This is a genomic window from Catenisphaera adipataccumulans (assembly GCF_014202755.1).
Classification (GTDB): domain Bacteria; phylum Bacillota_I; class Bacilli_A; order Erysipelotrichales; family Erysipelotrichaceae; genus Catenisphaera; species Catenisphaera adipataccumulans.
Genome location: NZ_JACHHK010000008.1, coordinates 23,246 through 44,537 on the forward strand (window position 1 = coordinate 23,246; position 21,292 = coordinate 44,537).

General features: G+C 47.7%; 20 protein-coding genes and 1 other annotated feature (1 of these 21 only partly in view). Of the genes, 2 read left to right on the forward strand and 18 right to left on the reverse strand.

Annotation, left to right across the window (positions count from 1 at the left end; all coding sequences use genetic code 11):
- Nucleotides 1-108: a binding site (T-box leader), on the reverse strand; it reaches 99 nt to the left of the window's first position.
- Nucleotides 109-152: 44 nt separating this feature from the next.
- The 4 genes from HNQ47_RS08935 to HNQ47_RS08950 form a co-directional block, all read right to left on the reverse strand.
- Nucleotides 153-2,000 carry a heavy metal translocating P-type ATPase gene (locus HNQ47_RS08935; RefSeq protein ID WP_484482994.1) on the reverse strand — a complete coding sequence of 616 codons (1,848 nt, stop codon included), beginning with the start codon at nucleotides 1,998-2,000 and terminating at the stop codon, nucleotides 153-155.
- A complete protein-coding gene (locus HNQ47_RS08940; RefSeq protein ID WP_183329060.1) occupies nucleotides 1,993-2,208 on the reverse strand; it encodes a cation transporter in 216 nt (71 codons plus the stop codon). The genes HNQ47_RS08935 and HNQ47_RS08940 overlap by 8 nt, the downstream gene beginning before the upstream one ends.
- Nucleotides 2,209-2,308: 100 nt before the next feature.
- Nucleotides 2,309-4,345 (reverse strand): ferrous iron transport protein B, encoded by a 2,037-nt coding sequence (gene feoB, locus HNQ47_RS08945; RefSeq protein ID WP_183329061.1) that lies wholly within the window; start codon nucleotides 4,343-4,345, stop codon nucleotides 2,309-2,311.
- Entirely contained in the window at nucleotides 4,342-4,560 is a 219-nt protein-coding gene (locus HNQ47_RS08950) for a FeoA family protein (protein WP_183329062.1), read from the reverse strand. The genes feoB and HNQ47_RS08950 overlap by 4 nt, the downstream gene beginning before the upstream one ends.
- Nucleotides 4,561-4,707: 147 nt before the next feature.
- Here HNQ47_RS08950 and HNQ47_RS08955 point away from each other — a divergent pair, with 147 nt between their 5' ends.
- Both HNQ47_RS08955 and yaaA read left to right on the forward strand, forming a co-directional pair.
- Complete coding sequence (locus tag HNQ47_RS08955) at nucleotides 4,708-5,061, forward strand: ArsR/SmtB family transcription factor (RefSeq protein ID WP_183329063.1); 354 nt, start codon at nucleotides 4,708-4,710, stop codon at nucleotides 5,059-5,061.
- A gap of 1 nt (nucleotide 5,062) precedes the next feature.
- Nucleotides 5,063-5,761 (forward strand): peroxide stress protein YaaA, encoded by a 699-nt coding sequence (gene yaaA, locus HNQ47_RS08960; protein ID WP_183329064.1) that lies wholly within the window; start codon nucleotides 5,063-5,065, stop codon nucleotides 5,759-5,761.
- On the opposite strand, the gene HNQ47_RS08965 is transcribed toward yaaA, so the two are convergent.
- The 14 genes from HNQ47_RS08965 to polA all read right to left on the reverse strand — a co-directional run bounded on the left by HNQ47_RS08965 (nucleotide 5,756) and on the right by polA (nucleotide 21,278).
- The gene (locus HNQ47_RS08965; protein WP_183329065.1) at nucleotides 5,756-7,165 is read right to left on the reverse strand and encodes a sensor histidine kinase; all 1,410 of its coding nucleotides are present in this window, start codon (nucleotides 7,163-7,165) and stop codon (nucleotides 5,756-5,758) included. The two genes, yaaA and HNQ47_RS08965, sit on opposite strands and share 6 nt — an antisense overlap.
- A 1-nt stretch (nucleotide 7,166) precedes the next feature.
- Complete coding sequence (locus HNQ47_RS08970; RefSeq protein ID WP_183329066.1) at nucleotides 7,167-7,826, reverse strand: response regulator transcription factor; 660 nt, start codon at nucleotides 7,824-7,826, stop codon at nucleotides 7,167-7,169.
- Nucleotides 7,827-7,844: 18 nt separating this feature from the next.
- Nucleotides 7,845-9,179 carry a phosphoglucosamine mutase gene (gene glmM / locus HNQ47_RS08975; protein WP_183329067.1) on the reverse strand — a complete coding sequence of 445 codons (1,335 nt, stop codon included), beginning with the start codon at nucleotides 9,177-9,179 and terminating at the stop codon, nucleotides 7,845-7,847.
- A 12-nt stretch (nucleotides 9,180-9,191) separates the two neighbouring features.
- Nucleotides 9,192-9,962 (reverse strand): CdaR family protein, encoded by a 771-nt coding sequence (locus HNQ47_RS08980; protein WP_183329068.1) that lies wholly within the window; start codon nucleotides 9,960-9,962, stop codon nucleotides 9,192-9,194.
- Entirely contained in the window at nucleotides 9,946-10,881 is a 936-nt protein-coding gene (gene cdaA, locus HNQ47_RS08985) for a diadenylate cyclase CdaA (RefSeq protein ID WP_183329069.1), read from the reverse strand. Before cdaA ends, HNQ47_RS08980 begins: the two co-directional genes overlap by 17 nt.
- Before the next feature lie 18 nt (nucleotides 10,882-10,899).
- Nucleotides 10,900-11,667, reverse strand: a complete 768-nt coding sequence (locus tag HNQ47_RS08990; protein ID WP_183329070.1) for an HAD-IIB family hydrolase — start codon at nucleotides 11,665-11,667, stop codon at nucleotides 10,900-10,902.
- A 606-nt stretch (nucleotides 11,668-12,273) separates the two neighbouring features.
- Nucleotides 12,274-12,951 carry a LytR/AlgR family response regulator transcription factor gene (locus HNQ47_RS08995; RefSeq protein ID WP_183329071.1) on the reverse strand — a complete coding sequence of 226 codons (678 nt, stop codon included), beginning with the start codon at nucleotides 12,949-12,951 and terminating at the stop codon, nucleotides 12,274-12,276.
- Nucleotides 12,952-13,011: 60 nt separating this feature from the next.
- On the reverse strand, nucleotides 13,012-14,274 hold the full coding sequence (locus HNQ47_RS09000) for a UDP-N-acetylglucosamine 1-carboxyvinyltransferase (protein ID WP_183329072.1): 1,263 nt from the start codon (nucleotides 14,272-14,274) through the stop codon (nucleotides 13,012-13,014).
- 115 nt (nucleotides 14,275-14,389) lie between these two features.
- Entirely contained in the window at nucleotides 14,390-15,259 is an 870-nt protein-coding gene (gene fba / locus HNQ47_RS09005; RefSeq protein ID WP_183329073.1) for a class II fructose-1,6-bisphosphate aldolase, read from the reverse strand.
- Nucleotides 15,260-15,328: 69 nt separating this feature from the next.
- On the reverse strand, nucleotides 15,329-16,234 hold the full coding sequence (locus tag HNQ47_RS09010; protein WP_183329074.1) for an ATP-binding protein: 906 nt from the start codon (nucleotides 16,232-16,234) through the stop codon (nucleotides 15,329-15,331).
- On the reverse strand, nucleotides 16,215-17,345 hold the full coding sequence (locus HNQ47_RS09015) for a DnaD domain protein (RefSeq protein ID WP_183329075.1): 1,131 nt from the start codon (nucleotides 17,343-17,345) through the stop codon (nucleotides 16,215-16,217). The genes HNQ47_RS09010 and HNQ47_RS09015 overlap by 20 nt, the downstream gene beginning before the upstream one ends.
- Complete coding sequence (coaE, locus tag HNQ47_RS09020) at nucleotides 17,342-17,932, reverse strand: dephospho-CoA kinase (RefSeq protein WP_183329076.1); 591 nt, start codon at nucleotides 17,930-17,932, stop codon at nucleotides 17,342-17,344. Before coaE ends, HNQ47_RS09015 begins: the two co-directional genes overlap by 4 nt.
- Nucleotides 17,905-18,723 carry a bifunctional DNA-formamidopyrimidine glycosylase/DNA-(apurinic or apyrimidinic site) lyase gene (mutM, locus tag HNQ47_RS09025; protein WP_183329077.1) on the reverse strand — a complete coding sequence of 273 codons (819 nt, stop codon included), beginning with the start codon at nucleotides 18,721-18,723 and terminating at the stop codon, nucleotides 17,905-17,907. Before mutM ends, coaE begins: the two co-directional genes overlap by 28 nt.
- Entirely contained in the window at nucleotides 18,723-21,278 is a 2,556-nt protein-coding gene (polA, locus tag HNQ47_RS09030; protein WP_183329078.1) for a DNA polymerase I, read from the reverse strand. The genes mutM and polA overlap by 1 nt, the downstream gene beginning before the upstream one ends.
- Between the last annotated feature and the right edge of the window lie 14 nt (nucleotides 21,279-21,292).

The following is a 21,292-nucleotide window of genomic DNA, read 5'->3' on the forward strand; positions in this document are numbered from 1 at the left end:
CGAGGGCGATTCAAAGGGAGTAATTTCTCAGCACTTCAAAAAGCTTTCACCAGCCGCTCTTCTCTCTGCATGATGCTTTCGAAATCATATCCTTATCAACATCGATACACCGATTATAGACCGTTCCGCCTGCCTTGTCAAAGAAAATGAATCTATGCTTTCAAACACCACATTGCGTTCAAAACACACAGGCAGGCAACACCGGAATCGGCAAACACTGCGGCCCACATACCGGCAATTCCCAGTGCGCCTAAAATCAGCACGAGCACTTTCACGCCGATCGCAAATACAATGTTCTGCCGGGCGATCTTTAAAGTTTTCTTGCTGATGTGGATCGCCTTGGGAATATCCTTCAGCGAATCATTCATCAAAACAACATCCGCCGCTTCAATGGCCGCATCGCTTCCCAGCGCGCCCATCGCAATTCCAACATCGGCCCGCGTCAGCACCGGCGCATCATTGATGCCGTCGCCGACAAAAGCCAGCGTTCCCTCTGTTTCATTGGTCATCATCGATTCCAGACAATCCACTTTATCCCCCGGCAGAAGCTGCGCATGGACTTCATCAATACCGACATTGGCAGCGACAGCTTCGGCAACGCTTTGTGAATCGCCCGTTAACATCACGGTTTTGGCTATGCCGGCTGCCTTCATTTCCTGGATCGCATCTTTGGAGTCCGGTTTGATCGTATCAGCAATTTCCGCATATCCAATGTACCTGCCGTCTTGGGCAGCATAAACCATCGTTCCCATACCGGTACCAGCCGGAACGTTCAGGCCAAGCTGCTGCATCAGTTTTTGATTGCCGACAGCATACGTATGACCGGCAATCACTGCTTTGACACCATGACCGGCAATTTCTTCCACTGAATCGACATCGGATTCATGGATGGGTTCTTTGTTTGCCTCTAAGATGGACTTGGCAATTGGATGGCTGGAATGGGATTCCGCCAATGCCAGAAGATGTAAGAAGGTCTTACGATCATATTGATCCGACTGTACATCTGTCACGGTGAAGGTTCCTTTGGTCAGGGTCCCTGTTTTATCAAATACGATACGGGTCACATCGCTCAACGTTTCCATATAGTTGGATCCCTTGATCAAAATGCCATGCTTGCTTGCGGCACCGATCCCGCCGAAGAAACTTAACGGGACGGAGATCACCAACGCACACGGACAAGAGATAACCAAAAACGTCAGGGCCCGGTAGACCCACGTATGCCACTGGCCGGTGATCAAAGACGGGATCAAGCCCAGTGCCAAAGCACTGAACACGACAATTGGTGTATAATAACGAGCAAATTTTGTGATGAAGTCTTCGCTCTTGCTTTTACGGTCGCTGGCATTTTCCACGAGTTCCAAGATCTTCGCCACCGTGGAGTCATCAAATCCCTTGGTTACCTGCACTTTCAGCAGACCGCTCTGATTGATGCAGCCGCTGTAGATCTGGTCACCTTCCCGGATCGTCCGCGGCACGGATTCACCCGTCAGCGCCGAAGTATCCAGGGAAGATGTACCATCGGTCACAATGCCGTCCAACGGTACTTTTTCCCCTGGCTGGACCACAATACGGTCTCCGACCGAAATTTCATAAGGATCGACCTGGACAAGCGTGCCGTCTCGTTCAATGTTGGCATGATCCGGACGCAGATCCATCATCGCAGAGATGGAACGACGGGAACGTTCCACGGCGTAGGACTGAAACCATTCGCCGATTTGATAAAACAACATGACGGCAACCGCCTCAGAGAATGCGCTTAAACACATTGCCCCAATGCTGGCAACCGCCATTAAGAAGTTTTCATCAAACACCTGTCCATGTCCGATATTTTTGACTGCCCGAAGGATGACATCATAAGCAATGATGATATAAGTGGCCAGAAACAGAATGGCTTCGCTCCACGTTCCGTTCGGTGCAAAAAAAGCACAGACATAAAGGATGACGGAAAGGATGATCCGCTTCAGCATTTTCTGCTGTTTTTTGGTCATTGTATTACGCATTGAGCTCAAAATCCGAATCAACTTTCTTTCCCGTTTTTTTAACTTCTTCTAAAATATCGTTCCAACGATCCGTGTCAGCATCCAGGATCAATTTCTGGGTCATAAAATTGACACGTGCTGAATGAACGCCGTCGATCTTCGAAACAGCATCTTCGATCTTTGCTGCGCAGTTGGCACAGTCGACTTCTATTTTCATGGCTCGTTTCATGGTGTTCCTCCTCTATTGAATAATTGTTCAACTATTACACTGATAATATACAACAGATCTCTTCGCCCGTCAATAAAAAACAGGAAGATTTCTCCTCCTGTTATAAACGAATACCAACCTGATAGACGATTGCCGTCAATGCCCAGGCCAGAACCAGTTGGAACGCCATATTTTTTACTAAATAGGCTGTCGATCCAGATTCTCGGCGAATGGTTGCCATCGATGCAATACACGGCACATATAATAAGCAGAACAACATCAGGCAATAAGCATTTAAAGGGCCGAAACCCAGGGCGGCCAACGCCGAACGCAAGGTCTCCATGCCGAAAGCCGAATTGATGTTGGAAATATTGAACAAGACCGCCGTTGAACTGACGACCACTTCCTTTGCGGAAATACCGGCTAATAAGGCCACTGCGATCTGCCAGATGCCTAAGCCGCAAGGAGCCAGGATCGGAACCAGGGCGTTGCCGATGATCGCCGCAAAGCTTTCTGTCACTTCGACCGTATATCCGTTCGTGCCAAAATGCATCAGGATCCAAATAATGATCGAAGCCGCAAAAATTGTTGTTCCGGCTTTGCTTAAGAAATCTTTGACCTTATCCCAAACATAAACATATACCGTATAAGCGCTCGGCATTTTATACAGCGGCAGTTCGATCAGCAGCGGATTCTCATCCGGTTCATCACCGAAGCGATGCAGCAGATAGGCCGTAAGCAAAGCGACCGCGATGCCGATCACATACATAGAATAAGCGGCCAGCCAGGCATTCTTCCCAAAGAAGATTCCCGAAAACAAGATGTATACCGGCAGTTTTGCGTTGCACGACATAAACGGTGTGATCAACATGACCCGCCGCCGGTCTTTTTCTGATTCCAGCGTCCGGCTGGACATGATGGCCGGCACGGTACAGCCAAATCCTAATACCATTGGGATAAACGCACGGCCGGACAAGCCTAGATGCGACATGATCTCATTCATCACATATGCCACGCGGGCCATATAACCGCTGTCTTCCAAAAAAGCCAGCGCAATAAACAAGATCGCGATATTTGGTAAAAAAGTTAAAATACTGCCGACACCGCCGATGACGCCCTGCGTGATCAAATTTCGCAGCCAGGCAGCCACATTCATACCGGCCAGCCAGCTGTTGACGCCGTTGATCAGCGCGTCGACCAACATTTCCACATATCCCTGGATCCAGTCGCCGACGATAAAGGTCAGCGCAAAAATACAGACCATGATCAGCAGGAAGATCAATACGCCCCAAAATGGTTTCGTTACGACATTATCGATCCGGTCCGTCAGTTCATCGCTCTTTTGGATCCCCATCAGGATCTCCGGGATCAATTCCTGGATAAAGCCGTATTTTTCATTGATGATTTCTGTTTCATCATCCGGATCCCGGACATCATCAAGATCCAGCGGATATTTTTCACAATACTCACTATCATTCTGCAGCAGCAGGATCGAGGCCAGACGGATATTTTTCTCCTGCGGATAGTGCTGATACATCCGCTTTTCTACGACAGCGATCTTATGCTCCACCGCATCTGAATATTCCATCACATGTTCACGAATCGTATCTTCGTGAATATTCAGACGGACATGGTGGTATGCCGTCATTGGATCTTCCGTATCAATGTGCTGATGGACCGCCGCATGCATCAATGTCTGAATGCCTTCTTTTTTGCGGGCCACCACCGGTACGACCGGAATTCCTAAGATCTCGGACATACGATGCAAGTCAATTTCGATGCCGCGCTTGCGCACGATATCCATCATATTCAACGCGATGACCATTGGTTTATTTAATTCCAGCAGCTGCAGCGTCAAATACAGACTGCGCTCCAGACTGGATGCATCGACCACATCGATGATGACATCGACCTGATCGCTCATGATAAACTGGCGCGAAACCTGTTCCTCCATCGTGTACGAAGACAGACTGTAAGTTCCCGGCAGATCGACCACATGGATCAAATGGTTGTGTTCCTGGACAGCGCCTTCCATGCGCTCGACGGTCACCCCAGGCCAGTTGGCTACTTTCAAATTCGCACCGGTGTACGCATTAAATAAAGTCGTTTTGCCGCAGTTCGGATTACCGATAAAAGCGACCGTCATCTCCTCTTTCATGCTTCCACCTCAATTCGTTCCGTCAGTTTGCTTCCTAACGCAAAACGAGTGCCCCGCAAATCAATGATCATGGTCCCGGTGCGTTTGCGGTGCAGAATGGCAACCGGTGTACCAATCATCATACCCAGCGCTTCCAGCCGGTGCTCGGTTTGTTCGTTCACCGAGATCGACACGACGCGGTATGTTGTTCCTTCTTTTCCTTCACTCAATTTCATTTTGTTCTCCCTTTTTTATTGTATCGGAATTACTTGTGGTTTCAAGGACAAAAGTAGTTGTATGATTGTTCTGTCCTCGGCAGTCCTATGTCCTTTATACCGGTGTACTGATTCGACATTCAAAACGGATTTGTTTATAATAATCGTATGGAAAAGAAAGATTTTTTGTATGAACCGCAAAATGAAGCACAAGTCCTGCAGGCCGTTCAGACGACACCGTCGATCGATCATATCGAACGCCTGGCCGACTTTTATAAAGTCATGGGCGATGCGACCCGTTTAAAATTATTGATTGCGATGGAAAACGGCGAATTCTGTGTCAGTGATCTGGCCAATGTCGTCCACATGACCCGTTCTGCCGTCAGTCATCAGCTGAAAGCTCTGAAAAATGCCAAACTCGTGAAATCCCGCCGCGACGGCAAGATCGTCTATTATTCACTGGATGACGAGCATATTCATTCCGTTCTGAAAGTCAGCATGGAACATATTTTGGAGGAATAAGATGCAGATCATCATTGCGCCCGCCAAACAGATCAAAACCAGCGAAGACGTCCTGCCGATGTCTTCGCCGATTTTTCTTCAAGAAGCAAAATATCTCGCTGAACAGATCCGCCGCCTGGATGACGGCCAGCTGAAAAAACTGCTGAAATGTTCAGATGCGCTGGTACAGAAGACCAAACGCCAGTATCAAAACATAGATGCGGAACATTCACCGGCGATCATGGCCTACAGCGGTATTCAGTATCAGTATATGGCCCCGGATGTGATGACCGATGAACAGCTGCAGTATCTGCAGGATCATCTGCGGATCCTCTCCGGTTTATACGGGATCCTGCGGCCGTTCGATGCGATCGTCCCCTACCGTCTGGAAATGCAGGCAAAATTCGAACACAAAAACTTATATGCATTCTGGGGCCGGAAACTAGCCGATACACTGGAAGGACCCATCCTGAATCTGGCCAGCGAGGAATATGCTAAATGCATCCGACCGTATAAAGAACTCATTGATGTGCGGTTTCTTGAAAGTACGCACAAAGAAAAAGGGGTCTATGTTAAGATGGCGCGCGGACGTATGGTCCGATTCCTGGCTGAGGAACAAATCGAAACCCCAGAAGACATCAAAAAATTCCGTGAATTGGATTATCGTTACGATCCATCCGAAAGTTCACGGAATCAATTCGTGTTTATTCGAAACTCATAGTTTACGCGAGCGGCGACGCTCGTTTTTCTTTTTCGGTTTCGGTTTTGGTTTTCGATAAATCTCGAAGCATACTCCATCGTCGGTGTTAAAGCCCCGAACCAGATATTTATTGGCTTTGCAGACTTTCGCAACGATCGACAGTCCCAAACCAAAACGGCCGCCTTCGCCTTTTTCATACGGGCGGAACAGCACCTCGATGCGGTCTTCCTGCATTTTCGGACCATCATTGCTGATTTTCAAATTGTCCTCATGCAGTTCAATTTTAATGTATGACTTCGCATAGCGGAACGCATTTTCCATAATGTTTTCGATGACCACCCGCCATGCCTCCAGCAGTCCGTCGAAGAACACCTCTTCGATTTCCATCTCGATGCGGATCTCCGGCCGGATGACCTTCGTATTCAGGACCACCTGTTCGATGACTTCCTTCATATTCGTGACGACACCTTCCGCATCACTGGTCAGCAGATATTCGACCCGGTTCAGATAAAGCAGATTGTGTACTTTATCTTCCAGCCGCTGCGCATTTTCAATGATCACATCCACGCTCTTATCCAATGTCCCATAAGGATAGATCCCGTCCTTGATGGATTCCGCATAAGACTTGATGGTTGCGATCGGCGTCTTCAAATCGTGCGAAATGTTATGGATCATTTCCTCTTTGGCGGTTTCCTGCTTCTTCAGTTCATCTTTCATCGTGACCAGGGCGTCGGCCACCTCACCGATCTCATCTTCCCGATTGATATGCAGTTCGACTTCCTTGCCCATTTTGATTTCTTCGATATATGCTTTGATCTGATGCAGCGGATGGATGATCGAATACACCCAAAGCATCAGTGCTACGAACATCACAAAATAAGCCAGGATGACCACATCGATCGTCGAGTCGACCAGCGATTTACGCACCTGCTGCGGATAGTCGCTGTTCATAAAGCTCACAATGATCACATCATCGGAGTTGATCTTGACATACTGCAGGCGATAATAATAGTAAACCGTATCGCTCTTTTGATACATGGCCTCATAGACCGGGTTGTCCTTGTTTAAGCCGCCGGCATCCACAAGCATTTTTTGATACAGACCTTTGGTGCCGCTGTTCTGATCCGATTTGTCAAAGAAATAAAGCGTACCATCCTGAATATAGCCATTGGTCTGCAGCGTATCGCCGACCAGTTCCCGGGCTGCCTGGCTTTCCAGCACATCTTCGTCATCTTTTAAAGCTTCCGCGATCGATTCCTGCCGGCTGGCCATCGTATCGTACATCTGGTTTGCGATCGTACGGTCGATGTTATTGGTGACAAACAGGAAAAAGAATCCGAAGAAGAATGCCACAAAGAGAAAGACCACCAGCAGGACCTGCTGTGTCAGGGAAAGTTTCTTAAATCCTTCTACGATCTTATGCATATCAACCTAAACGATAGCCATAGCCATAAATCGTATGAATGTTCAAATTCGGCAGTTTCTTACGCAGACGGCGCAGCGTATCATCGACGACGCGGTCGGAACCAAAATAGTTCTCATCCCAGACATTTTCCAGGATCTTATCCCGGCTGAACGCAATGCCCTTGTTTTTAATGAACATCATCAACAGATCAAATTCTTTGGTCGTCAGTTCAATTTCCTGATCTTCATAGAAGATCTTGCGCTGTTCTTCATCCAATTCATATCCATCGATGGAAATCCGATTGTTCTCATCACGATAGGCCCGCTTGATGATATTGTTGACGCGCAGGACCAGTTCTTTCGGTGAGAACGGTTTTGTGATGTAGTCATCGCAGCCTTTCTCCAGTCCGATGATCCGGTCAAATTCTTTATCGCGCGCCGACATAAAGATGACCGGGATCTCTGGTCCCTGCAGACGGATCTCTTCCAGCAGATCGAAGCCGGATTTGTCATCAAGCATGATATCCAGGATCCATAAATGAACATCATCATCGGTCACATGTGCACTCGCTTCCTCATATGTATAATACGAGCGGACTTCATATCCTTCCTTACGAAGATATTGTGCAACTAGATTGTTCTGATCTTTTTCATCCTCAACGACACAAATAACTCGTTTCATACACGTTCCTTCTTTCTTCTAAAAATCGTGTTCGTTCATATAATTGACCACACGGCCGACATACTGCCGGCATAATTCATCCGTGCGGGCTTCGACCATCACACGAATCAGCGGTTCCGTACCGCTCGGGCGGACCAAGATCCGACCTTCATTTCCCAATTCATCCGCAACACCTTGGATCACTTCTTTCAGTGCTTCATCATCCAGGGCGTGCTGTTTGTCTTTCACGGTCACATTTTCAAGCAGCTGCGGATAAATAAACAAGCCTTCGCTCAGCTCCTGGATCGTTTTCCCCGTTGCCTTCATGATCTGCAGAAGCATCAACGCGGTAAACAAACCATCGCCGGTTTTCTCGTATTCATAGAAAATAATATGTCCGCTTTGTTCCCCGCCGATATAATAATCGTTTTTCTGCATTTCTTCAAATACATACTTATCACCGACCGGCGTCTGGATATAGTCGATCTTATTTGCATCCAATGCTTTATATAAACCTAAATTGGCCATGGCCGTGGTCACGCACATATTTTTATTCAGTTTATTGACCGACTTTAAATAACGTGATCCAATATACAAGATATAATCACCATTGATCAAGTTGCCGTCGCTGTCGGCCGCGATCAGACGGTCCGCATCGCCGTCAAACGCAAAACCAATATCGTAATCGTTTTCCCGCATCATCCGCTGCAAACTTTCCGGATGTGTGGAGCCGCATTTATTGTTGATGTTCAGACCGTTCGGTGAATTGTTGATGGCTTCCACCGTGGCCCCGAGCGAATCCAATGTTTCCAAAGCGGTGCTGGTCGCACTGCCGTTGGCCAGATCACAGGCGATCTTCATGCCGGTCAGATCAACCGGTACATTTTCCTTCAGCCAGGACATATAGATTTCCAGACCGTCTTCCCAGGAAACAAATTCACCAAGATCCGATCCGGTCGCCAGATCCAGGGAAATCTCTCCGTCCATGTATTTTTCAATTTCCAGCAGCACGTTTTCTTCCATCTTTTCACCGCGATGGTTAAAAACTTTGATGCCATTATCATAATACGGATTGTGACTGGCACTGACCATGATCCCGCAGTCGAAGCGCTCCTTCTGCACCAGGTAACTGATCGAGGGCGTCGGGCAGACACCTAATAAATACACCTGGGCTCCCATGCTCGTGGCACCGGATGCCAAACCCAGTTCAAACATATCACCGGACAGGCGGGTGTCTTTGCCAATTAAAATCTTGGCATGCTTGCCCTTGCTGTAATACCAGCCCAGATATTGTCCGATCTTGATGGACATATCCAGGGTCAGGCCCTCATTGGCACGTCCCCGGACACCGTCGGTTCCAAAATATTTCCCCATTTTATTGCTCCTCTATTCATCTGATTTGGCCGAAACGGTCACATGGATCGTTTTCGGCGAAAAATCCACATTGACTGTGTTGCCGTCTGAATCATAGGCAACCAGTTTTGCATCTGTTTCAAAGCTTCCTGTCTGGCCGGTCGCATCCACCAATGCCTTGACCGTCCGGATAGAATTGATCTGATCCGTGCTGCCGGTCACCTTGACCGTACTGCGTTTTAATTTCGGTGATTCAAAATCCGAAGACTTCTGTCCCGAACTTAACAACAGTTCAGCAGTGACCGTAAATTGCTTGGTGACTTTTTTCTGTATATCTGCCGTCACCGAAGACGGACTGATCGACGCATCAATATCGTTCGGCAGATTTTCAACGCTCAGCTCGACTTCCGTCTGACCGACACCGTAGCTTCGCAGATCGGCCGTCACTTTTACATCATTTTGTTTACGGAATACATCAATATCCGTCGCATTGCCGGTCAGTGTAACAGTTACGACATCCGGCACACCGCTGACCTCGTATTCATCCGAGTCGTACAGCGTTTCCACCGGTACATTGCTGAGTTCTACCGACGTCTGCGAACTTTTTGTCAGGCGCATATTGATGTCCTGATAGTTCACCGCAGCACAAATGCCGATGGCTGCTACCAACGATACAATAATGGAACCGGATTTTGAAAAAATGATCCGGTCAAACAATTTGCTTAATTTATCAAACAAAAAGCGCAGGAATTCCTGAAGTTTCTGCAGGGATCCGGCTGAAGAATGATCATCGGGTCTTGCCATTTTTCTTCCCTCCCTGCTTGTCATTATAGAGATCCACCACACTGATCGGCAGGATACGATCATCCGGTTTGGATTTTTTATCCGTCTTTTTCGATCGGCTGATGGAAAAATTTCTTGCTGTTTTAAAGAACGTATTATCGACGACCGGCACGGTATCATCAATGAGCATATTCTTTAAATAACGGCGCAGACCTTCGGCCGGATATTGAATCAACTGTCCCTTGACAGCGACCGAGATTGCGCCGGTTTCTTCACTGACGACGATCGTGATAGAATCGGTAATTTCACTAATGCCGACGGCTGCCCGATGGCGGGCACCGTATTTGCTCGGCAGATCTTTGGTGGTCGGCGGAAAATAGGCCGCCGCACAGGCAATTTTATTTCCCTGAATAATGACAGCACCATCATGCATCGGTGTGCCGTATTGAAAAATCGTCTGCAGCAGTTCTGCCGAGACCACTGAATCCATACGGATCCCCGTGTTGACATAATCCGTCAGCTGCTGGGTCTGCTGGATCGTAATTAAAGCGCCGGTTTTCGTGCGCGACATTTCATCGCACGCTTCCACCAGCTCATTGATCATATGTTCATATTCTCCGTTGGTCAGCTCTGCCCAATGCAGCGGGGATGAGGTCCGTCCGAGCTTTTCCAAGACGCCGCGGATCTCCGGCTGAAAGACGATGATGATGGCCACCACGCCCCACTGGAGAAATAGATTCATAATGTAACTCAAGGCGTTCAATCCAAGCAGGACCGAGAGTCCTTTCACGATCAATAAGATAATGACCCCTTTAAAAATTTGGATCGTCCGCGTGTTGTTCCGGACCAGGCGCAGTCCGGCATAAATCAAACCCCATAATACAAGAATATCAACGATCCATCGAATAATATAGGGCACGTCGGAAATCGAAAGTTCCATAGCTCAGCCCCCTTTGTATTATTCGATATGACTCAAAAATTCACTGACAGAAATAAATGTCTGCTTTGCATGTGAAATGACTTCTTCCGGCGCTGTAGAAAGCACCGCACTGTTTTCGACCATATCCAGCATCGGAATATCATTGTACGAATCACCCATCGCATACATGTCTTCATCATCAACATCTGTATACAGCTGCAAAAACTGCAGACTGGTCGCCTTTGATACATAAGACGGAACCACATCGACGAATACTTCGTTCGGATATGCGTTGACCAGACCGGCAAAATGGTGATTCATTTCTTTCGCAAAACGCAGCGCGGCATCTTCGCTTTCCAGCGTAATGCTGATCTGCGTATATTCGCCCAGATCCATCACTTCTTCTTCCGTCATATCCGGTGCCAGATGCATATTGTCATAATCATAAATTTCCGGATTCACGACCACTTTATGGCGGTGAATTCCGTCATCGGCCACAAAGGCAGCGATGCCGTCGGTGACTTTGGCAATATACATGATGTCCAGACTGGTCACATAATCCAGGTAGTTGGACTGCAGGATATGTCCGGTCTCATCAAAGATCATACCGCCGTTATTGGTGATCAAATAATCAACAGGGATATTAAATTTTTCTATTTCTTTATCGATGGAATCTTTGGACCGTCCCGTATCGATCACATAAAGATTGCCTTCGCTTCGCCATTTTTCAATAGCTTTTAAATCTTCTTCCATGACGTTGCCTCCGTATTGCAGGATTCCGTCATAGCCGGTAACTAATAATTTCATATGGTGTCTCCTATTCTATTTTATTTTAGCACATCATCTAAGTGATTCCAATAAGACCGGTCTATATGAAAAGCGGGCATTCCGCCCGCTTTCCCTAAAATATTCAATTGTAAGAATAACTTTTCCACCTTATTCTCTTTCCAAAACATCTTTATTGATTCCTATGAGCTGTAGCTTTCCGATTGCTTCACTTCATTATATCCGACGGAGCGTCACTTATAGGATAGATGGTCCTTGATATTCTGCCCGGATGATTTAATCGTGAAATCCATCACCTGTCCTGTCACAGAACATCTTCTCATCCTTCGAACATCAAGTCTCAAGGAATGTTTCTTCCGGATCAATCAGAACGAAATGGTTCTTTTTTGTTCCAGCCTCACATTTGGAGCCTTCTCTCCATAGCTTCAGAATCACCGGAGTCCCCGGCATTATGATATTGTCATGCTCCCACCGCTTTCTTACGTATAGAACGTATGATTTCTTTGAAAAGGAATGACCTTCTTTTTCGCCTTCTTTATGAAGCCTCATCCTTTTCTTCATCTTCATTATAACGGATATACAGAACATTTCAATGAAGCTGGAAAAAACTGTTTGGATTTCGGCATCTTACGCTTCCCGACGCATCCTTGCCGCTAATTTTCGCTTCTGCGCCCGCGACATGGGGATCCTCTCCCCGGTATCCAGCTCGACTTCATCTTTAAACCAGGCGGTGACATGCTTCTCGTTGACCAGATAAGAGACATGCACGCGCAGAAAACCGTAATCCGCCATTTCTTTTTCCGTCTCGCTCATATTCATGCGTTTGTGAAAAACTCCTTTTTTTGTATGGAAATAAACCATCTTTTCCATCTTCTCAACATAAAAAATTTCTTCATACGGCAAGTTCACATGCACACCGTCATAAATCAGTGTGTATACATCCGTCTGTGCGCATTGTTCGGCGATAATATCCTTCAGGTCACGGATATCCTCGACCAGACGGTCTTTGGCCACATAACGCACCCGGCCGCGCTGGTCATCCCCTTTGACCGCTGCCGGGTCCTGGCAGACATAGATAAAAATCGCATTTGGATTATCATGCACAAAGGCGCTTTCCAGACGCGGGGTCTTAAACATTTCATCAAAGACAAACAATTGATAATTTTCTTCCTTCATTGAACGGGCCAGTTCGCTCGCTTTATAAAAATGGCGGAACGTCCAGTCGGTGTTCCGGAAGATCTTAGCCAGTTCAAAAACGACGTCTTTGGTTTCTTTTTCATATTCTAAAAAAGCAACTCGTATCATATATGTCCATTATAAAAGTTTCTGAATTTTCCGTCAAAAAATAAAGACCGGAAATCCGGTCTATACTTCTTCCCGCCATAACTTGGCCCCCAAACGGTTCAGTTTGCGGTCCAAATGGTCATAGCCGCGGTCAATATGATAAATATCGTGGATCTCGGTCACACCATCTGCCATCAAGCCGGCGACAACTAATGCAGCCCCGCAGCGCAGGTCTGTTGCCTTGACACGGGCACCGTATAATTTTGTTTTGCCGTGAATGAATGCGCTCGGGATACGGACATCGATATCGGCCCCCATCCGTTTCAGTTCATCACAATGCTTGAAACGCTCGGCATAAATCGTTTCCGTCACCGTCGACTGACCGACTGCCTGCGTCAGCAGCACCGAGAATGGCTGCTGAACATCGGTCGCAAAGCCGGGATACGGCTTGGTCAGGATCTCGGTCGGTTTCAGATCATTTTCTGTTCGGAATACATGGACAGAATCTGTACCAATTTGTAAATTGATGCCGATTTCTTTTAATTTCATCAAAATGGCATCCAGGTGCTGCGGGATGACATTTTCAATCAGCATATCATCCGCCATGGCTGCGGCCATGATGATATAGGTAGCTGCTTCGATCCGGTCCGGGATAATTTCATGGGAGCATCCGCCTAAATGCTCGACACCATCGATGACCAGCGAACTGGTTCCCATGCCATGAATGCGGGCGCCCATTTTATTTAATAAAGTCGCAATATCGATAATTTCCGGTTCCCGTGCCGCATTTTCGATCACCGTGCGGCCTTTGGCAAAGACAGCTGCCATCATGATATTGATGGTCGCACCGACACTGGAAATATCCAGGAAAATATTGGTGCCTGTCAGCTGGTCAGCATCCAGAATATAACAGCCATTATCATACTGCACATCGGCACCGAGTGCTTCGAAGCCTTTGATATGCAGATCGATCGGCCGCGGGCCTAAATAACAGCCGCCCGGCATACGGATCTCCGCATGACCAAATTTGCCTAACAGCGCCCCCATAAAATAGTAACTGGCACGCAGTTTTGTGGCTGCTTCTGAAACCAGCGGCACATTTTCCATATGAGTCGGATCAATGTATAAAGTATCTTCATCACGTTCTTCAACGTTTACCCCTAATTCGTTCAACAACGTGATCAATGAACGGACATCCGAAATATCCGGTACTCCATAAATCGTAACTGGTTCACTTGCTAAAACACATGCAGGTATCAAAGCCACCGTTGAATTTTTCGATCCGCTGATCCGGACCGAACCGTTCAGCCGATGACCGCCTTCGATTTTAATGACAGTTTCCATTTTTCTCCCCCCAAAGCTTGCGCTATCATCTTACACTAATTTGCTGAATATTTCATTAAAAATAATCATAACATAGAAAAAGGAGCAAGGTACTCCTTGCTCCCGAAAATTCCAATTATTCAGCTTTTCCTGCCGAACCGAAGAAGTTTTCAACCATTTCTTCAACCAGTGCCTGGATTGCATCCGTACCTGGTTTCAGCAATTTACGCGGGTCGTAACCTTTGCCTTCCTGGTCTTTTCCAGCTTCGATATATTTACGTGTTGCGTCTGCGAATACCAACTGGCACTCTGTGTTGACGTTGACTTTGGAAACACCTAACGTGATGGCTTTCTGAACCTGCTCACGCGGAATTCCGGATCCGCCGTGCAGTACTAACGGTTTACCGTTCGTAGCTTCCTGGATCTCTTTCAGCAGATCAAAGTTCAAACCTGCCCAGTCAGCCGGATATTTTCCGTGGATGTTACCAATACCGCAAGCTAAGAAATCTACTCCTAAGCCGGCGATCGTTGCGCATTCCTGCGGATCTGCCTGCTCACCTGCAGAAGTGACACCATCTTCGGTACCGCCGATACCGCCGACTTCGCACTCAACGGACAAACCTTTTGAATGTGCCAATGCGATGATTTCCTGCGATTTTGCTTTATTTTCTTCGAAATCGTAGTGGCTTCCGTCAAACATAACGGATGTAAATCCGGCAGCGATCGCTGCTTTTGCACCTTCGTAAGAACCATGATCCAAGTGGATAGCTACTGGAACGGTGATTCCTAAATTATCGTGAATGTGCTTTACCATTCCGACTACGTTGTCAAAGCCGCACATGTATTTGCCGGCACCTTCGCTGACACCTAACATGACCGGAGACTTCTTTGCTTCACATCCCAGCAGGATGGCTTTGATCCATTCCATGTTGTTGATGTTGAAAGCACCGATCGCATAATGTCCGTCATGGGCTTTGTTGATCATTTCTGTAGCAGATACTAACATAACATTATTCCTCCTATTTTTGTTAACCTACGATCATATTTTACAACGTTTCTATCATTTTGGAAAGAACTATCGAAGCGACTTTCCTTTCAGCTCAGCCACATCGCATAAAGTACGGATCCTTTCCATCAGCCGGTCCGTCGCAATTTTGGGATTCTGACCGGCGCCTGCCATGTATTCATTCTGCAGGCTGTTCAGATCATAGTTGCTGGTCATGTACGTTTTCCGGCGGTTGTTCATCCGTTCTTCCAAAAGCGGAAACAGCACTTCATCACGTGTCCAGGAGGTAATGTGTTCCCCGCCGATGTCATCCAGAAAAAGGATATCGGCCCGGTTCATCTGCCGGATGGTTTCATGGATCCGTCCAAATTCATAGGCCCGGCTGGCCGGGATCAGTTTTGGCAAGTTGACGAATGCCACTGTCTTTCCGCTTTTGGTATAGTAATTGGCCGCGCCTTTCATCAAATAACTTTTACCGACACCCGGCTGACCATAAAGGTAGATCCCTTTCGGGTCTTCAAAAGAATCAATGATCCGGGAATATGCCCGGACATAGGCTTCATTACGGCCGACAAAATTAAAATCAATCTTCTGCAGATCAATCGCGTAATCTTCCTCAGAAAAATCCGCATAAAGGAACTGACGGCGCGGTTTCATCAGACGGTCATGTTCTGTCTGGTAGCGGCATGGTTCATACTGCTCATCCAAAAAGCCATCCGCATCCACACGGATATTCAAGATACGGCCTTTAAACGGCTGCGTACAGAAGTCCAGCCCGGCACAGCGGTCACAGTTAAACAGTTGTGTGAGCCATTTATGCAGATCGGCATAATTTCTGCGGACAAATTGTTCATCCAGATGGTTCTTGGCAAGAAAGCGCTGCACGCGTGCATCTTCGCAAAGAAGTCTGACATTTCGTTCAGCCGTTAAATGGTCTTCTGTCGTTTTTGATACTTTAATCTTCATTCGTTCCATTGCCGTCTCCTTTCAGTTTCTGCTGCTGGCGGCGGACTTTCGCCATCAAGTCCTCTCCGGCTTGTTCCGTTTCAACATCATTGTACCAATCCGGGACCGAGGCTGTATTCTGCTTCTGCGGCCGCGGATCGCTGCGCACCGCAGCCAGCGCATCCTCCCGGTTCTGCACATGCAGTCGTTTCCATGTGCCGGCCACTTTCTCGACATATGCGGTCGGAAACTTCTGATTGGTCATTTTCAGCACATATTCGATCAGCGTGTTGATCACATCATTACCGAAACCATATTCATCAGCAAGACGCTGGATCAGTAATTTGTCCGCATAAGAGACCGGTGCATCTCCTTGCTTTTCCTGCAGGAAAGCAACCGGTGCCATCGCATAGCGATCTGTTACAGGCTGAACCTTCGGCCGGCTGGCATAAATTTGATGTTTCAGTTTTTCCGCATCAAATGTCTGCTTGTTAGGGTTGATGGCGCGATTGACAAATTTGCGCATGTCGGTTTCAGAAATGCCGTTCAGCGATGCGAGTTCTGCGATCAACGTCAGATTCTCCGGGGTCCGCAGTTTCTGCGGAAAGATGCCGTCCATATTTTGAAAGAACACATCAAACCGGAACGATTCGATCCGCTGCCGGCGGGCCGGTCGCATGGTTTCATAGGCATCTTCTTTTTTCTGATTCCAACGATTGAGCATCGTCGTATCAATGTGTTCGCTGATTTCCTTCATTCCTTTAGCTGGATCAGGCTGCTGCAGGCGGGCTTTCATGGTTTCGAATCGTTTGGATCCGACTGCTTCCATATACATGCGTCCGAACGTATCGTGACGCAGAAAATCTGCCGGGGACAACGGTGCCTGGATCATCAGAACCATATCATCCTGCTTGACAAAGGTCCGCAGCAGGCGGTATTGTTCCAATTTTTTGCGTGCCTGTACAAAACGGGAACCTCGTAAATCGCAAAGTGTTTCCAGATCAGATGAACGGATTTCTTCCGGGCAGCACTGCAGGATCTCATATAAAATACACGCATCTTTGCCGATGAGCGGATAATAATATAGATACAGAGATTCCCGCTGAATCGCTGCCTGCGCCCGTACGATGCGGCACTTCATGCCTGCTCCTTTCGCAGTGCTTCTTCCACTGCTTTGCGCAGTTCCGCCTTGGTCCCGTTGTTCCAGAGGATCACATCGCTCTGCCGGCGTTTGCTTGCGGGATCGCTCTGCGTCCGGATCCGTGCTCTGGCATCCTCTTCGGATATATGCCGGTACGTTTTCAGACGGTACAGAGCCAAATCATCATCCACACAAACACACCAGATTTCATCAAAAAGATCCTGGGAGCCGGTTTCAAATAAAAGCGGCATTTCGATGAAGACCAAGCGGCCGTTCTGCTGATCGATCCATGCCAGGATCCGTTGTCGGATCAGCGGGTGAAGGATCGCTTCGATTTCCGCTTTGCACTGCGGATCATTAAACATGGCAGCAGCCATTCTGCGCTTATCTATGCGGCCGTCGGCACCTGTAAAACCATATGGTGCCAGCGCTTTGTATCCTGCTTCGCCCGGTTCCAACAGGCGGGCATTGACCCGGTCGCAGTCCAGCACTGGATAGTGTTCCCGTACGATGCGGGCTGCCTCGCTTTTCCCGGCGCCCATGGTACCGGTGATCCCGATTATTTTCTTTTCTGACAATTCCGACATAAATAGGTCCCCCTGTTTTGAACCATGATCTTTTCGATCGTATGTCCGCAGCGCGGGCAAGGTTTGCCGTCCTGCATATGGACTTGAAGATGCTGCTGAAAACGGCCCGTCACACCGAAACCGGATGCAAAGGAATGTACGGTCGTCCCGCCTAACGCATCTGCTTCATTCAAAATTCGGCGCGTGACATCTACGATCAAGGCACAGTCTTTTTTGGACAGCCGCGTGCAGCGGGAACGCGGATCAAGTCCGCAGGCAAAACAAATTTCATTGGCATAAATGTTGCCGATGCCGGCGATGATCCGTTGATCCAACAATGCCATTTTCAAGCACCGCCGGCTGTGATGAATTTCTTGATACAAGTAATCACCCGTGACATGCGGGTCGGTGTAATCGTAGCCGACATTCTTTAACATCGGCAGGCTGTGCAGATCTTCGGTCTTCGGATAAACGCTCATCCGCCCGAATTTCCGGGTATCGTGATAACACAAGTAACGGCCGTCGTCCAAATGAAAGATCGCATGGATGTGACGCCTGTCCTCCGGTGCAGAGAAAAACACGTAGAATTTTCCTTCCATCCGCATATGCGCGATCCAGTCATAATCATCCGTCTCAAAGATCATGTACTTACCCAGACGGCTGAACTTTCGAATTCTTTGTCCGATCAGATCCGTCAGATGGCCGTCTTCTTCCAGTTTCGGATAAAAAACTTCAACATCTGTGATCAATGCATCCTGCAGTTTTTCCTGCAGCGTGCGGATGACCACTTGTACTTCCGGTCCTTCCGGCATTATTTTGCCTCATACCAGCTCTGTCCGTAGGCAATTTCTGCCTTCAGCGGCACTTTCAGCTTCATCGCATGCTCCATCGTGTCCTTGACCAGCTTTTTCATCGTTTCCAGTTCTTCCTGCGGAATCAGAAAGATCAGTTCATCATGGATCTGCAGCAGCATCTTTGACTGCAGATCGGCTTCTTTCATGGCTCGGTCGACCTGGATCATCGCGATCTTGATCAGATCGGCTGCCGATCCCTGGATCGGTGCATTCATGGCTGCCCGTTTGCCGAATTCACGGGTCATATAATTTTTATCGTTGATTTCCGGGATGTAACGGCGGCGTTTAAACAACGTCTGCACATAACCATGTTCTTTGCAGAAATCAACCAAACTGTTCATATATTGATGAATCTGAGTATATTTCGAAAAATACGAATTCATAAATTCCCGTGCTTCCAGCCGGCTGATGCCCAGCTGTTCGGCCAGTCCAAATTCTGTCTGTCCGTAAACGATGCCGAAGTTCACAGTCTTGGCGGTCCGCCGCATATTCGGCGTCACATCTTCCTTATCACAGTCAAAGATCAACGTAGCGGTTCGATTGTGAATATCTTCATCGTTGTTGAATGCTTCGATCATATGGGTCTCATCGGCCATATGCGCCAGCATCCGCAGTTCGATCTGCGAGTAATCAGCTGAAAGTAAAACATAACCTTCCGGCGCAGTGAACGCCTTGCGGATTTCTTTGCCCTGTTCATCGCGGATGCTGATGTTCTGCAGGTTCGGTTCGCTGCTGGAAAGACGTCCGGTCTGGGTCATGGTCTGATGAAAAGTGGTGTGGATCTTGGCATCCGGCTGGATGTGTTTTTTCAGACCGTCGATGTAGGTGGACTGGATCTTGGCGTATTTCCGATACTCCAGCAGTGCTGGGATGATCGGATCCTGATCCTGCATTTTCTTCAGTACATCCGCGCTGGTCGACCGTTTGCGGCCCGGATGTTTCAGTTTCATGTCATCATACAAAACACCAGCCAGCTGTTTCGGGGAATTGATATTGAATTCTTTGCCGGCACGTTCATAAATCATAGCGGCAGATTCTTCCATGTGTTTATGGATCTCATCCCCAATTTCATCCAGGATCTGTTCGTCAATATGAATGCCCTGGGTTTCCATCTCATACAGCACAGAGGAAAGCGGCTTTTCGATCTTCGTATACAGGTCCCATAATTCTTCCTTGCGGCATTCTTCAAAGATCTTGTCCGCCTTGCGGGCAATCTGTTCGATCAAGGCCCGGTAAAAATTGATCAGGCGCTGTTCCGGATCGGTTTTTGATTTTTTCGCCAGATCATGAAACGTTTCAGGCGTCTGAATATGCATCGCTTCCAACAGTGCATCGACAGATGTTGCCTGGGAATGCAGAAGGAAGGCCGCTAAATGCAGATCATGATGATACGTGCCTTCCGGCAGACCGTACCGATTCAGCAGATGCATGCACTCTTTCTGGTTCCAGGTTGAAAATCCTTCGGTCAGCGCATGCCGGAATGCCGGATCGTTCTGTGCATCTTCGGTTTTAATATAATAAACGGTATGATCTTCCAGCCCTATAAAGCCGAAGCATTGCTGCTTCAGATATGGTTCCGGCGTGCAGACCGGCAATATCCACTCCGAGTGCACATCCCAAACATGGACGGTTTTGAATTTATACGTTACGGCTGGTTCCTGTTTCTGTGCTTTCATCAGCGAACGCATTTCGTATTTTGAAAAGAAGGCATTCAGTTCATCGTCGTTTGCTTCATACCCGCAGTCTTCGACCGTAAACGGCAGATCGACATCCCGGTAGATCGTAGCCAGATGTTTCGATAAAAATGCATTGTCTTTGTCTTTTTCCAGTTTTTCTTTCAGTTTTCCTTTGATGCCGTCAAGATGGGCATAGACTTCTTCAACGCTCGGATATTGTTTAAGCAGACGGATCGCTGTCTTTTCCCCGACACCGGCTACACCAGGAATATTATCGCTGGCATCGCCCATCAATCCTTTCATATCAATAATTTGAACAGGCTCCAATCCATAGGTTTCCCGAAAAGCCGCTTCATCCATCAGCTGCATTTCCGATAAGCCTTTTTTCATCAACAGTACGTTGGTACTGGCATCGATCAGCTGAAGCAAGTCGCGGTCACTGGTCAGAATAGTGGTTTGGATATCAGCCGTCTGTTTGGCCATCGTGCCGATGATGTCATCTGCTTCATAGCCATGGATCTCATAGCGCTTCATGCCTGCAGCATCCAGATATTCCCGGACGATCGGAAACTGTACTTTCAGTTCATCATCCAGCGGTTTCCGCGTTCCTTTATAGGGTTCGTACTCCTGTTTGCGGAATGTCTGGCTGTCCGCATCCCAGGCGACAAGAATGGCATCGGGATGAAGCAAGTCGATGGCTTTATTGAGCATCATCACAAATCCGTATACCGCATTGGTCGGGATGCCGTTGGATGTCGACATTCGATGGCTGTATAAAGTAGCATAGTAGGCCCGGAACAGCATGCTGTTGCCGTCCAACAATAATAAATGGTTCATGGTTTCACCTCTCA